Source organism: Marinobacter sp. 1-3A, from assembly GCF_016597775.1.
GTDB classification, from domain to species: domain Bacteria; phylum Pseudomonadota; class Gammaproteobacteria; order Pseudomonadales; family Oleiphilaceae; genus Marinobacter; species Marinobacter xiaoshiensis.
This window is the reverse complement of the sequence record NZ_VCGZ01000002.1, coordinates 86,807-100,900: the sequence shown is the minus strand read 5'-3', so window position 1 is coordinate 100,900 and position 14,094 is coordinate 86,807. Positions and strand designations below refer to the sequence as shown.

Annotated in this window: 11 protein-coding genes; 5 read left to right on the top strand and 6 right to left on the bottom strand. The window is 56.7% G+C overall.

Annotated elements, in window-relative coordinates; all coding sequences use genetic code 11:
* The first annotated feature begins 109 nt into the window (after positions 1 to 109).
* From FE848_RS03675 to FE848_RS03655, 5 genes are read left to right on the top strand one after another with little or no spacing between them, the layout of a single operon-like run.
* A complete protein-coding gene (locus FE848_RS03675) occupies positions 110 to 1,348 on the top strand; it encodes an efflux RND transporter periplasmic adaptor subunit (RefSeq protein ID WP_200201399.1) in 1,239 nt (412 codons plus the stop codon).
* The gene (locus FE848_RS03670) at positions 1,345 to 4,482 is read left to right on the top strand and encodes an efflux RND transporter permease subunit (RefSeq protein ID WP_200201398.1); all 3,138 of its coding nucleotides are present in this window, start codon (positions 1,345 to 1,347) and stop codon (positions 4,480 to 4,482) included. Before FE848_RS03675 ends, FE848_RS03670 begins: the two co-directional genes overlap by 4 nt.
* Complete coding sequence (locus FE848_RS03665) at positions 4,479 to 5,159, top strand: ABC transporter ATP-binding protein (RefSeq protein ID WP_200201397.1); 681 nt, start codon at positions 4,479 to 4,481, stop codon at positions 5,157 to 5,159. The genes FE848_RS03670 and FE848_RS03665 overlap by 4 nt, the downstream gene beginning before the upstream one ends.
* Positions 5,156 to 7,444, top strand: coding sequence for an ABC transporter permease (locus FE848_RS03660; RefSeq protein WP_200201396.1), 2,289 nt, complete (start codon positions 5,156 to 5,158; stop codon positions 7,442 to 7,444). The genes FE848_RS03665 and FE848_RS03660 overlap by 4 nt, the downstream gene beginning before the upstream one ends.
* Positions 7,441 to 8,526, top strand: coding sequence for a lipocalin-like domain-containing protein (locus FE848_RS03655; protein WP_200201395.1), 1,086 nt, complete (start codon positions 7,441 to 7,443; stop codon positions 8,524 to 8,526). Before FE848_RS03660 ends, FE848_RS03655 begins: the two co-directional genes overlap by 4 nt.
* Positions 8,527 to 8,533: 7 nt before the next feature.
* Here FE848_RS03655 and FE848_RS03650 read toward each other — a convergent pair whose 3' ends face one another.
* The 6 genes from FE848_RS03650 to FE848_RS03625 form a co-directional block, all read right to left on the bottom strand.
* Positions 8,534 to 9,463 (bottom strand): MotB family protein, encoded by a 930-nt coding sequence (locus FE848_RS03650; RefSeq protein ID WP_200201394.1) that lies wholly within the window; start codon positions 9,461 to 9,463, stop codon positions 8,534 to 8,536.
* Positions 9,464 to 9,468: 5 nt separating this feature from the next.
* Positions 9,469 to 10,245, bottom strand: a complete 777-nt coding sequence (locus FE848_RS03645) for a MotA/TolQ/ExbB proton channel family protein (RefSeq protein WP_200201393.1) — start codon at positions 10,243 to 10,245, stop codon at positions 9,469 to 9,471.
* A 68-nt stretch (positions 10,246 to 10,313) separates the two neighbouring features.
* Entirely contained in the window at positions 10,314 to 10,733 is a 420-nt protein-coding gene (locus tag FE848_RS03640) for a YkvA family protein (protein ID WP_200201392.1), read from the bottom strand.
* Positions 10,734 to 10,783: 50 nt separating this feature from the next.
* A complete protein-coding gene (locus tag FE848_RS03635; protein ID WP_200201675.1) occupies positions 10,784 to 12,118 on the bottom strand; it encodes a DASH family cryptochrome in 1,335 nt (444 codons plus the stop codon).
* A gap of 118 nt (positions 12,119 to 12,236) precedes the next feature.
* On the bottom strand, positions 12,237 to 13,283 hold the full coding sequence (locus FE848_RS03630) for a peptidoglycan -binding protein (RefSeq protein WP_200201391.1): 1,047 nt from the start codon (positions 13,281 to 13,283) through the stop codon (positions 12,237 to 12,239).
* Positions 13,280 to 14,008, bottom strand: a complete 729-nt coding sequence (locus tag FE848_RS03625) for a flagellar motor protein MotA (protein ID WP_200201390.1) — start codon at positions 14,006 to 14,008, stop codon at positions 13,280 to 13,282. Before FE848_RS03625 ends, FE848_RS03630 begins: the two co-directional genes overlap by 4 nt.
* Positions 14,009 to 14,094 lie beyond the last annotated feature (86 nt).

The following is a 14,094-nucleotide window of genomic DNA, read 5'->3' as shown; positions in this document are numbered from 1 at the left end:
CTCCTGAAGGTACTTTTTTATAGCAATCCGGAGGTGTCTTTCAGAGGCATCTCGCTACTCGTTCCCGTCTTGTGGCGGAGCTTTATTTACCTTAGCTGGCCCACACGCTATGTCCAAACGATTTATACCCGTAATTATTCTCGCCGCCGGAATTTTGGGCTTCCTGTTTCTGAAAATGACCCGCCCGGAGCCGGCCCAGGTTTCTGCAACTGAGCGAAGCTGGCGGGTGCAGGTTCAAGTGGTTGAACCAGCCGTGCACACGCCCGTGCTGCCTTTGTACGGCGAAGTGGTGGCCCCCGAGCAGATGTTGGTGGTTGCTGCTATGGCTGGCCGTATATCAGAGCGGCCCGTGGCAGAAGGGCAGCGGGTGAGTGCCGGTGATCTGTTGGTGGCTCTGGATGCCCAGGATGTTGAGCCAGTGTTGGCCCAGGCGAAAGCCCAGGTGGCTGATCTTGAAGCGCAGATCCGCTCAGAACAGGTACGCCACCGGAATGATCAGGCTGCGCTCAAAAGCGAGCAGGCCATCCTGGCCAATGCTCACCGGCAGCTGGAGCGCACGCGTTCTCTGGTGGACCGAAACCTTGCCTCCCGTGAGAGCCTGGAAAGCGTAACGGATGGCGCTGCCAGAGCTGAGTTAACCGCAAGCATTCGCCAGCGCGCCATTGACGAACACCCGGCACGGCTGCAAAGCCTGGAGGCCAGGCTGGCGCAAGCAGAAGCCGCACTTGCGACAACGCAGCGGGATGCCGACCGCTCCCGGGTTGTCGCGCCGTTTGATGGGGTTGTCACGGATGTTCAGGTGGCTCTGGGCGATCAGGTATCGAAAAACCAGAAGCTGCTCTCCGTGTATGCGATAGAGGGTCTGGAGCTCCGGGCCCGGGTGCCTGACCTGTATCGGGCAGAACTGATGGGCGCATTGGCGCAGGGCAAAGACCTGTTTGCCTACAGCGACCAGCGTGAGATTCGCTTCCGGCTCAAGCGTTTTGCCGGAATCAGCGACCCTGCAGGAACCGAGGCAATCCTCGCACTGGCTGGAGATTCAGCGGGCTTGCGGCCTGGAGCTCTGTTGCCCGTCACCCTCGAGCGGCCAGAGCGCAGCCAGACAGTGGCCATTCCGTTCAGTGCCTTGTATGGCGCCAACAACGTATACCTTATGGCAGATGATAGCCGCATGCAGCGCGTGTCTGTTGAGCGGGTAGGCGAAGCGCTCTCCGCCAAGGGTGAGCGGCGTCTTCTGGTTGCCGGTGAGGCGCTCAAGCCGGGCAGCCAGCTCATCATTACCCATCTTCCCAATGCCCTCACTGGCCTTAAAGTAGACGTGGCCAGCGAAGGGAGCCCGGTTCAATGAGGCGCAGAAAAGGCGTCATCGGTTTTTTTGTCCATCACAAGGTTGCTGGCAACCTGGTGATGTTGATGATGCTGCTTGCCGGTACCCTGGGCCTTACCCGTATGAACGTCCAGTTCTTCCCCACATTCGCGCTGGACGTGGTCAGTGTGCGCGTGGTCTGGAGCGGTGCCTCTGCGGAAGATGTGGAGCAGGGCATTACCAATCCGCTGGAGCAGCGGCTGCGCAGTGTGAATGGCCTCAAGAAGATGACATCCACCTCCGCCCAGAGCATTGCGTCGATCACTCTGGAGTTTCAGGAGGGCACCAACCCGATCACAGCTCTGGATGATGTGCGCCAGCAAGTGGATGAATTCAACAACCTGCCCACAGACGCCGAGGAACCCCGGGTCGCCCGAATTGAGCGCTACGAGCCCGTCGCCCGATTGCTGGTGTTCGGTGATATGAATCGCAGTGAACTGCGGGCGCTGGCTTACCGCTATGAAGACGAACTCCTGCAGCGGGGCATAGACCGGGTGTCTTTCCGGGGCCTGCCGGAGCAGCAAATCAGTATTGATTTTCCGGTGGAAAGGTTGGAGACGCTTGGGCTTACGCTCGGGCAGATTGCTGACAGAGTAGCGTCGGTTTCGCGGGATTTGCCCGCCGGAATCATGGCACAGCAGGATGCGGCCCGTGAGCTGCGATCCATAGAACAGCGGCGCAGCCCGCAGGCGTTTGAATCCTTGCCAGTGCTCAGCGGTGAGCGTGTTCAGTTGCGGCTGGGGGACATTGCCGATGTTCGTCAGGAAGACCGCGAAAGCCAGGTGGCACTCACCCGTAATGGTTTTCCGGCCATTGAATTACAACTGCAGCGATCTGAAAACGGTAACTCCCTGGCAGCAGCCAAGGTTCTCGAACAGTGGCTTGATGATACCCGTGCCACCTTGCCGCCTACGATACAGCTGGAGGTTTACGATGAAACCTGGCAACTGCTGAACGACCGTATTTCCCTCCTCACCAGCAACGGCCTCAGCGGCCTGATACTGGTGGTGTGCCTGCTGTACCTGTTCCTTCCAGGGCGCGTTGCGCTGTGGGTGGCCGTGGGGATTCCAACCGCTTTTCTTGCAGCACTTGGTGTGTTCTGGCTGATTGGCGGCTCCATCAACATGATGTCCCTGTTTGCACTGATCATGGCGCTGGGGGTTATTGTGGACGATGCCATTGTGGTGGGGGAAGACGCAGACGCCCATGCCCGCATGGGTGAGGCCTCCATTTACGCCTCGGAAGGCGCGGCCAAGCGCATGGTGTGGCCAGTATTGGCGTCGTCGTTGACCACCGTCGCTGCCTTTATGCCGCTGCTGGTTGTGGGTGGTGTGATCGGCAATATCCTTGGTGATATTCCGGTCATTATGATCTGCGTGCTTATTGCGTCGCTGCTTGAGTGTTTCATTGTTCTGCCGGCGCACTTGCAGCACGCTTTCAAGCCTCGGAATGCTAACACGAGTACTCCGGAACCTGCCGGGCCCAGCCGTAATCCCATTGCACGCTTTCGCAATCGTTTCGAACGCCGGTTTGATCGTTTTCGCGAAGGCCCCTTCCGCCGGTTTTCCCAGCGCAGCCTGGAGAACCGTGGCGTTACCATGGCCTGTGTTCTGGCCCTGGCGCTGGTTACCGTTGGGCTGCTGGCCGGTGGTCGCCTCGGATTCAACTTCTTCCCCACTCCCGAGCCATCTGTGCTTTACGCCAACGCCAGCTTTGTTGCGGGCACCGACAGCCAAACCGTAGACCGGTTTATGGCGGATATGCAAAAAGCACTGAACGAGACGGAATCGGCGCTGGGCGGCAATCTCATATTGCATGCAGTGACCACAGAGGGCGCCACCCTGGGCGGAGGTGGAAGCTCCCGCGCCGGTGATGAGCTGGGCTCCATAATGATTGAGCTGGCGCCTTCGGACCAGCGTGAGGTGCGCAATCCGGAATTTATCAATGAATGGCGTAATCGCCTGAACCTGCCAGCCGGGCTGGATAACCTGTCCATCACCGAACGCCAGGCCGGGCCGCCGGGCCGCGATGTGAATGTGCGGCTTACCGGAGAGAATGCACAGAACCTGAAGTCTGCCGCAGAAGAGCTGGCGCAAGCGTTATCAACATTGCCCGGCGTGCTGGATGTAGAAGATGACATGCCCTGGGGGCGTGAGCAGTTGATTTATCAGGCCAGTGCTTATGGCGAGGCGCTGGGCCTCACCACGACCGATTTGGGTAGCCAGTTGCGGGCAGCATTTGATGGCAGGGTTGCCCAGATCTATCAGGATGGGCGTGATGAGATGGAAGTGCGGGTGCAGCTGCCCCAGGATCAGCGTGAGCGTTTATCCACACTCTCTCGCGTGACAGTGCGCATACCGGATGGGCGTTTCGTGCCGCTCGGGCAGGTAATGAATCTGGATCACCGCCAGGGTTTCGAGGCACTGCGCCATGCCGGTGGCAAGCTGGCCGTAGAGGTAACCTCCGCCTTGAACACGCGGGTAAGCACCACTGACCAGATTATTGAAAGCCTGGAGGCCGACGCCCTGCCGGACATTGCCAGCCGCTTTGGCGTGCGCTACAGCTTTGAAGGCCGGTCGGCGGATCAGCGGGAAACCATTGCGGATATGAAAACCGGCCTAGTGGTCGGTATCGCCCTGATGTATGTGATCCTGGCCTGGGTATTCGCCTCCTGGAGCTTGCCGTTGATCGTGATGGCGATTATCCCGTTCGCCCTGGTGGGTGCCTTGCTGGGCCACTGGGTGATGGGGATTCAGCTCACGGTGCTATCGCTGTTCGGTTTGTTTGGGCTGGCAGGCATTGTGGTGAATAACGCGATCATTCTGGTGTCTTTTTATAACCACCAGCGTGAGAAAGGATTGGGCATTAACGAAGCACTGAACGAGGCGGCCGTGCAGCGGGTGCGTGCTGTATTGCTGACCTCGCTGACCACCATCGGTGGGCTGTTACCCCTGCTGTTTGAAACCTCACTGCAAGCGCAGTTCCTGATTCCTATGGCCACCTCTATTGCGTTTGGGCTGGGCTTGGCTACGGTTCTGGTGCTGGTGATTATTCCGGCCCTGCTATCCTTGTTGGAACAGTTTCGTGAATGGAGGCAAGGAGGGTCGCCGATATGACAGAGTCTCTGCTAGCTGTTCGGGGCTTGTGCAAGCATTTCGTCAGTGGCAATGAAACGGTCTCGGTGATTGAAAAGCTGACGTTCACCCTCGACCAAGGCCTGTCATTGGCTTTGGTGGGTCGTTCCGGCTCCGGTAAAAGTACGCTGCTGAACCTGTTGTGCGGCCTAGAGTCGCCCGATGCGGGCACCATTGTTATGCAGGGGCAGGTTTTTGATGCGGGCAGCGCAGCGACACGGGAAAAGGCTGCGGCATGGGCCAGCTTGCGCCGGCAGCAGATTGGCGTGGTGTTTCAGGAAGCCAACCTGATGCCCGCCCTGACGCTACTGGAGAATGTCCGGTTTCGCGCCCAACTGGCAGGTCGTGACCCCGCAAACAGTGAAGACTGGCTGACACGTCTGGATATAGGTGATCTGGCCCGGCGTTTTCCGGATCAGGTATCCGGCGGCCAGCGCCAGCGTGCGGCACTGGCTATGGTGTTCGCCATGGAGCCCGCACTGATTCTGGCAGACGAACCCACCGGCAGTCTCGATCGACAGACAGCCGCAGAGGTTACCCAGGTATTGTTCGATCTTCAGGCCCGTTACCGCTGCGGCCTGATACTGGCAACCCACGATGCCGACCTTGCCGCCGGTTGTCAGCAGCTTCTGGATCTTTGCCACCTGAGCGCCGTATGAAGCGGCGCATTTCTTTCTTATCGTCATTGCCCATACCGCGGGCCCTGCTCAGCCATTACCGCCGTCACCCTCTGCAGCTACTCGCCTTGGCGGCCATGATCGTTCTCGCCACCATGTTGTGGACGGGGGTGAATCAACTCACCAGCCAGGCGCGAGCGAGCCTTGAGCAGAGCGAACAAGCGGTGGCAGAGCGCCAGCAAGTGGTCAGGGATGATGGCCAGCCTTTAATGGTTGAAGACTTTGTATCCCTTCGCATTGCTGGTGTGTGTGTAATGCCCTGGCTGGAGGTAACCCCGGCATCGGGAAACCGCATTATCGGGATCGATCCCTTGGCGGCCCACTGTTTTGGGTCTGGTGCAACTCGAGGGGTCGATCAACCACTGGATGGCAAACCCTTTGTGGATATGAGCACCGCAGCCAGCGCTAGTGAAGCTCATTTGTATTTGCTGACACCTGACTCTATCCAAGACTCTGATCTACCGGCTGCCTACCACCTGAAAACCTTCACAACCGGCCCGGAAACAGGTGAGCTCAGTGACAGCTTTTTGCTTAATCTTGAAGCCTTGGGCGTTCTGGTTCTGCTCATTACGGCTCTGCTGTTGCGTAGCGTATACCTGCTGGGGCTGGCGCAACGCCGGGACAGCTTTGCCTTGTTGCACCGGTTTGGGGTTTCGCCCGGGCAGGTTCAGCGCTGGCTTGTATTGGAAATTATTGCGTTGGCGCTGATCTGTGTGGTGCCCGGCGTATGGCTTGGTCGATGGCTGGCCGCCGGGCTGGGCGGTGGCTTTGGCCAAGCTCTTGATGGGTTGTTCGATATACCTCTCTATGCCGGGCATGGGCAGGGTTGGATAATGCCAGTTTTGGTTATGTTGGCCGTGGTTGTGATTGCCTGTTTGGGGGATCTGCTGTTGCTCAGATTCCGGGAGCGCTTGTCTTTGTCGGTGCCCAGTCAGGGCAGATTGGCGACGGCTTTGTTTTTGGCTGGAGTGGTTATGGCCTGGTTGGCGCCTTCGCTGCCCTGGGTGTTTGTTGCGGTGGCTCTGGTTTTCGCCGGTGCTGCCTGGCTGACACCGGCCACGGTCACTCACTTTGCCAATTGGCGCGCAGGTCAATCGAAAGCTCCGCTTGCCCAGTGGCGCTACAGGGAACTCGCTGTGCTGGCGCGCCGCCTGACATTGCCATTGGTCGCCTTGCAGTTTGCCCTCGCCATGGTGCTGGCCATTCAGGCTTTGGTCACCACCTTTGAAGATACCTTTGATCGCTGGCTGGGGCAGCGACTGGAAGCAGCCTATTACATTGAAGTGCCCGCTGGGGCGGACAGCCGAAAAGCATCTGATTGGCTCATCGGCCACAAGGCAAGTAATCCGGGCATGCAGTGGCATCAGGTAATTCGGGGCAGCACCCGGATGGCAGACAAGGCTGCTGCAAGCAGCCAGCAGGTGGATATTTACGCGCTTGCGCCCATAAGCTCTCTGATAACCGGGTGGGGACTGTTGGAAGCGGAAGATCACCCCTGGGAGGCGTTGGCTGGCAATAAGGGCGTAATGATCAACGAGCAACTGGCCCGCAGGCAAACGCTTGGGGCTGGGGATACCCTGCAATTAGTTCTCGACGAGCAGACTCGGGACATGCGGATTCTCGGGGTTTACCCGGACTATGGCCGCCCGGTGGGTGAAGTGTTGATGTACGCAGAAGCTCTGCCCGAGAATTTCATTGCCCGTTCCGAGAGCTTCTCCATAACGCCGGGTGAGTTGGGGATTACGCCTGTTACCGATGGATTAAAGCGAATCTGGAGTATTGAAACCCTATCCATGAGAGACAACAGCACCATTCGCGAGCTGGCGACCGGCGTGTTTGATCAGACCTTTGCGTTAACTCGCGCCATGACTCTGCTTACCCTGATTCTGGCAGCGTCTGCGTTGTTGATGATGGGCTGGGTGTTTTTCACCACTCGAGCCTGGTACTTCCGGCTTCTGGTGGTGTGGGGTATGTCTCAGCAGGAAGTTGCAGGCCAGTTGCTGCGGTTGGCATTGGCGCTGACTGGCGGTATTGCCTTGCTGGCCCTGCCACTGGGTGTCTGGCTCACCTGGGTGCTGGTGCACCGGATCAACCCCCTCGCATTTGGCTGGTCGCTGCCCATGGCCGTGTACCCGACATTTTGGCTGGAACTTGGCGCTCTTAGCCTGGCCATTGGCTTGAGCATTGCTGTGCTGATGCGCAGGCAACTTGGCAAGCCCTCCGTTGCACCTGTATCTGCCAGCGCCTTGACGGGAGGCGAGCGATGAATCGGTATCTGGGATTTTCATTGGGGCTACTGCTATTGGCTGGCTGCTCTGGCGATGCCAGCGAGCAAGGCTTTGCAGGTTTGGCGGGGCTTGAGCAAAGTGCTGCAGGAGAAACGCCCTATTTGCAGCCCGGCCCCGGAGATCGGTTGGCGTTCCCCGCTGATTTCGGGCCGCATCCTCAGCATCGCATAGAGTGGTGGTATCTCACCGCAAACCTTGAAACAGCTACGGGTGAACCCTTGGGTGTTCAGTGGACACAGTTTAGGCAGGCACTCCAGCCCAGAGTTGCCTCCAAGCCAGCGCCGGATTCAACCGATTGGCCATTACAAGCGGCATGGATGGCCCACGGCGCAGTGAGTTGGAAGGGGAAGCACTACTTTACGGAAAAGCTGGCCCGTGGCGATATGGGGAATGCGGGGGCAACGGCCGTTCCCTTTCAGGTTTGGCTGGATAACTGGCGGCTGCAGGGCGATGCCAATAACGATCGCTGGCAACTGCAAGCGGCAGGCGAAGGCTGGAGTTACGACCTGATGCTCGCTATTCAGGGCGAGCCAGTGGGCCATGGGAATAAGGGCTTCAGCGCCAAATCCGCGGGTGGTGAGGGTTCCATGTACTTCAGCCTGGTAGACATTGCCATAACCGGCGAGGTGGTGCTGGAAGGCAAGACATTGGAGGTATCAGGTAAAGGCTGGTTTGATCGGGAATGGAGCAGCCAGCTTCTGAAAACCGGACAAAAAGGATGGGACTGGTTTGCGCTGCATCTGGATACCGGCGACAAGCTGATGGCATTCCAGCTACGGGACGACAGCGGCAGTTTTCTATCTGGCACTTGGCTTCCTGCAGAAGGTGGTCCCATTGCCTTGAGTTCTGAAGAGATTAGCGTAAAAGCACTGGAGCGGCGTAAGGGCGTGCCTGTGCGCTGGAAGCTCAGCGTTCCGGCTTATCAGGTGAATCTGGAGTTGAGTGCGCCAAGGGGCAACTACCTGAATGCCGGGCTCTATCCCTATTGGGAGAGCCCGGTGAAAGTGTCAGGAAGCCATTCCGGAGTGGGCTATATGGAGCTCACCGGGTATGCCGATTGAGCGTGAGCTACCAGGTAATGGTGCCTGAATCCGAATCCGGGCTGACAGGGCGGATATCGATGATGGCCTCGCGTTCGGCTGTGTCTTTTTCAATTAACTCCCGAAGCCGCAAACGTTGCTCTTCCAGGGGCTCGGACATGTCGATGATGATCTCGACGCGCCGGTTTTTTGCCCGGTTTTCCGAGCTGCTGTTTTCCACCCGTGGCTCGGTGTCAGCCAGGCCTTTAACCGCAAGGCGCGTTGCCTCAACACCGCCGGTGGCCAGCAGGGCATTGGCAACCGCCGCTGCACGAGCGGCAGACAGATCCCAGTTGCTGTAAAAACGGGCTGTCCGAATGGGAACGTCGTCGGTGTGCCCTTCTACTGTGAGTTCGCCAGGCATATCTGCCAGCACCTTTGCCATTTCCAGAAGCAGACCTTCGAATTCCCAGGTCAACTCTGCAGAGCCTGAAGGAAACGAGCCCTTTTCTTCAACCCGGATAACAATTCTGTGTTTGTCCAGATCGGCTTCTACCGTAATTCGCCCCTCGTCAATAGCGTCCTCAAGCACTTCCTGAATGCTGGATGTACTGGCTTCCAGCGATTCGTTTGCCGCCGCTTCCAGCGCGTCTTCGGTGGGGCTTTTCAGGGTTTGCAGTTCAGGTTGTTGATCGGTTGTTGTCTGTTTTACTTCATTAACCAGCGTTGGCTCTGGTGGCGCCGGCGAGAACTTGTCGAAGATGGGGCTGGTACCCATGGGGATTTCCAGTGCCGGTATATCCCGTTGCACACCGAAGGCTTTGGATAGCTCACCAGCAATCTGCTTGAACTTCATGGCGTCGATTTCAGAAAAAGACAACAGAAGTACAAAGAAGCACATCAAAAGCGACATCAGGTCGGCAAAGGTTACAACCCAGGCCGGGATACCCGGTTTTTCCTCTTCTGGGAGTTCATCCATGTGGCTTATCCGCTGGCGGCCTCCGCCTCAGGCGCCTTGCCGCGCTCTTTTGGAGTCAGGTAGCTGGACAGCATCTGCTCAATAACCCGCGGGTTGATGCCTTGCTGAATGGCGACCAGCGCATCGGTATACAGCATTTGCATGCGGGCCTCTTCCGTCATCCGCAAAGAGAGTTTGTCGGCAATGGGGGTGGCGATCATGGTGGCAATCATTGCGCCATAAAGGGTGGTCAGCAGAGCTACCGCCATGGCCGGGCCGATGGATTTCGGGTCTTCCATGTTGGAGAGCATCTGAACCAGGCCAATCAGGGTGCCGATCATGCCCATGGCGGGTGCAACATCTGCCATGGCCATAAATACTTTGGAGCCGGAGCGATTGTAATCCAGAGTCATCAGGCGTTCTTTGTCCAGAAGTTGCTTGATGGTGTCATCGGTTTGGCCATCCACCAGCATCTGGATGCCACTACCGAGGAATGGCGAGCTGACCTCACGGCCTTCAAGCCCCAAGGGGCCTTCTTTGCGGGCTATGTTTGCAACTTCTACCAGCTCTTCAATACTGGTTTGGGTTTCCGGGAGTTTAAACTTGAACGCCCGGGCAGCCGCCTTGAAGGCACCAAGAAACTGCGGAATGCTGAATTTTGCGAGAACCACCAGCAAAGTTCCACCAAGAACGATAAGCAGTGATGCACCGTTGAGGAAAACACCGGGGGCCGCACCGAGAACAACAGCCGTTACGATAAGTAATATGGCACCAAGAAGGCCAATCAGGGTGGCTAAATCCACGTGATCTCCAGGGGATTTGACGGTTTAAATGGGGAATTAGCTCAGGTTACCTATAGTTCATTATTCAATCAATCAGCATGTACCGATTGCCTTGATTCTTCTTTAACCTCTTTCCAGGCTGCGTACTTGTGTAAATCAGACTCGACCAGCTTCAAACATAGTGCAACCACCCCGACATCGTCCAGAAAACCGATGCCAACGATAATATCGGGAATGAAATCCAGAGGGTTCATTACGTAAAGAAGCGCTCCGGCCATGGCAGCTATGCTCTTCCATGGTACGTCGCGATAACTGCCGTTCCAGTAATCCCTTATCATGGAAAACATCAGCTTGATATCGGCACGGAAGCGTTTGAGCTTTCCACTGCCTTTGACCTTTTTCTCAATAGCCTTCTGCCGCTCCAGTAGCGTTTCCAGATCAGCACGGTTTACCTTCTCGGCTTCTGCATCTAATTGTTTGCGGGCGTTCTTCTGGCTGAACAGGGCCATGAACATGTGTCCTCTGTTGGAAAAATAGTAGATGACCGGCCTGTATGATGTCACGAAATTGGCCAGTCTGCCGCATCCACGGTGTGTAGCCCGACGGGTTGTTCGGCGTGGCCGTTCCACCTGTTGATAAACGTGCCGGTCGGGTCGTATTGCTGCGCCTGCTTTTCCAGATTGAACCGGCGGAGGCCGCGGGGATCAGCACCTACACCGGCCAGGTATTGCCAGTTACCATAGTTGCTCGCCACATCATAATCGATCAATTGCTCCTCAAACCATGCCGCACCGTAACGCCAATCCAGTTCCAGTTCGTTCACAAAGCAACTGGCTACCAGTTGCCTGCCCCTGTTGCCCAGATAACCGGTTTCCCTAAGCTGGTTCATGGCGGCATTCACTACTGGGTATTGCGTGTTTCCCTCGCACCATGCTTTGAAGCGGTGCCCGTAGAAGGTCACCGGCCTGCGTTTCTGTTGCACACCGTCACGGCTGAACAGGGCCTTGCCGTGTCTCAATGCGTACCAGTAGAAATATTCTCGCCATAGCAGCTCAAACCATAGCCAATAGGTAGATTCGTTTCGGGTTTCAGTACGCTCGTATTCTGCAATGGTTTCTGCAACTTCCCTTGCAGAGAGTGCTCCGTTGGCCAGCCAGGGTGAAAGCTTGGAGGATGCATCCCACTCATGCAGCGCATCGAGGGCATTTCGGGTCTTCTTGTATTCATTGATTGCGTTGGTGCCAAACAGGTATTCCTGAAGCCGTGTAAGACCCGCTTGCTCTCCGCCGGCGAATGGGTGTGGGTGCCATGGGCTGTTAACCGGAGGGCATTCCCCACGGTTATCCTGCGGGAATCCCGGAGCGGGCGGCAGTGCGGTAATGGTTGAAATTCGAAGTCCTGAAGGACCACGCTCGCCGCTCTGTTCTACCTGCTTGCGAAACTGGGAGAACGTATCCGGGAGTTCGTGCAAGCTCATGGGGAGCGAGCGTTCGGTATACAAACTGAGTGTTTCGAATTCCTGAAGCCTTATGCCCGGAAGTTTGTTCTGGATCGCTTTCCATTGATCGGCCTCTTGCGTTCCTGGTTGGCGCGATCGAATCACGCAATCCACCTTGTGGCTCAGCGCCAATGACGGAATTGCTTCTTCGGGTTTGCCAAAGGCAATGTGCAATCGCTGACCTTGTGTCCGCAAGTTGCGCTCAAGTGCCATCAGGCTTTGCCATAAAAAACGCCAACGGTGTGAGCCCATGGCTCTGGATTGCAGTGGCCCGGGGGTGAACCAGCGCGGGTCGACCACGTAAACGCAAAGCAGCATGTCTGTCTTGGAAGCTGCCAGCAGAGCTGCGTTGTCGTGCAGGCGGAGATCCTTGGTAAACCAGTATAAGGTGCGCAATTTATTGATTCCGTATTCCAGACGATTCATGGATGTCACCCATGATTTTACGAGTCTCTTGCGTATAAGGATTGCCCGGAGCTGGGCGAGCTTGGATGCCTTTGGAGCGCCATTCTGATTAGCGGTCCGTCAGCTTTACCTCGATGCGCCGGTTCTTCTGCAAGGCTTCCTGCGTGACACCTTCCGCAACCGGGAAGAACTCGCCAAAGCCTGCTGCCACCATGCGGTTTTGTGGCACGCCCTGATTCGCCAGGTAGCGAACCACGGCTACGGCGCGGGCGGTGGAGAGCTCCCAGTTGGACGGGAATTGCAGCGTGTTGATGGGTATCAGATCCGTATGGCCGTCAATGCGCAGAATCCAGTCGAGATCGGCCGGGATGGTCTTGACCACTTCGAGCAATACCCCCGCCAGTTTATTGAGTTCCTGTTTGCCTTCATCGCCCAATTGGGCTGAGCCGGAAGCGAACAATAACTCGGATGGCAGTAAAAAACGGTCGCCGACCACCCGAATGTTTTCATTGGCCGCCAGAATGTTCCGCAGGCGGGAGAAAAATTCAGACTGGTATTGTTCCAGCTGGTTAACGCGTTCTGCCAACAAGGTATTCAGGCGTCGGCTGACGTTCTCCAGCTCGCCGTCCTTGTCTGCAGTCATTTCTTTTTGCAATTTGAGCGCAGCGGTAATCTGTCGTAACTGGTTCTGCAGCGAAGCAATCTGATTCGATAACTGCAAAATCATGTTTTGCTGGCTGACGGAGAGCTCGTCTTTGTTATCCAGTTCCTGATTCATGTTCGCCAGCCTTTCTGCGCGAGCTTCAGCGTCGGCTGTTTGCTGCATAAGCTGATTGCGGGAAGCTTCCAGCCGCTCTTGCAGTTCCTGGTTCTCAGCCTGGCTGTCGCTGAAGTTGCTCTGAACAGTGAGTATTTGTTGCTCCAGAGCGTCTGTTTTGCTTTGTTCCAGACCCAGCAGTTGCGAGATTTCGTTCAGGCGCTGGTTCAGCCGGGCGAGTTCGGAGTTGCGGTCAGACAGTGTCTGAGACAGGAAAAGCTGGCTGACCACGTAAATCAACAGCATGAATATAACCAGCATCAGCAAAGCCGACAGAGCATCTACGTACCCCGGCCATACGTTCGTGGTGCTTCGGCTGCGACGCCTGGATCCGATCATGGCTGGCGTTCATTGCTGGTGAATGGGTCCAGCAGGTTGGTCACGCCGGTCAGCCATTCTTCGAGGCCGTCGTAAAACCGGTTCTGGGCATGGCCTGCCTGAATGTCGAGGAAGCCCAGTATCAGCGAACCACCAAGGCCGAGTAGAGACGAGCTGAATGCCGTGCCCATGCCTTGCAGGGGTGTCAATAATCCTGTCTGAAGATCCGCAAATACCTTGCCGAAGTCACCCTGGCCCATATCCAGGTTGGTAATGACCTCACCAACAGCATTGATGGTGCCAAGCAACCCCCAGAAGGTTCCGAGCAGACCAAGAAACACCAGCAGGTTGATGAAGTAGCGTGTAATTTCACGCTGTTCATCCATTCTTGAATGGATGCCATCCAGAACTGTTCTTAATGACATGGTTGAAAGGGTGAAACGATCACGTTTGGCATCTTCGCCAAGCTGCCGTGCCAGGGGCTTGAGTAGCCGGGGTTCTTCCAGCACCGAAAGGCCGGAATGGCCGGTGCGGAACTGGGCGATCCAGCGCAGTTCGGGGAATAAAACGAATACTTGACGGTAAGTGAGGCCGATGCCGACAATCAGAACGCACACGATCAGCAGGTTGAAGACCCAGTTCGCCATAAACGCGGTGGCCAGAGGTTTGTGAACCAACACGCCAACCGCGGTAACAACTGCCAGAAAAAAGGTCATCCAGAAAAGGGTGTGTTTTGGATTACTCATGAAAGAAGCCAGCCTTTTGAGATGTTCCTCAAAAGTTAGCACAGACTGGCGAATCTTGATGGTTAATTGCGGGACATCATGGTGGT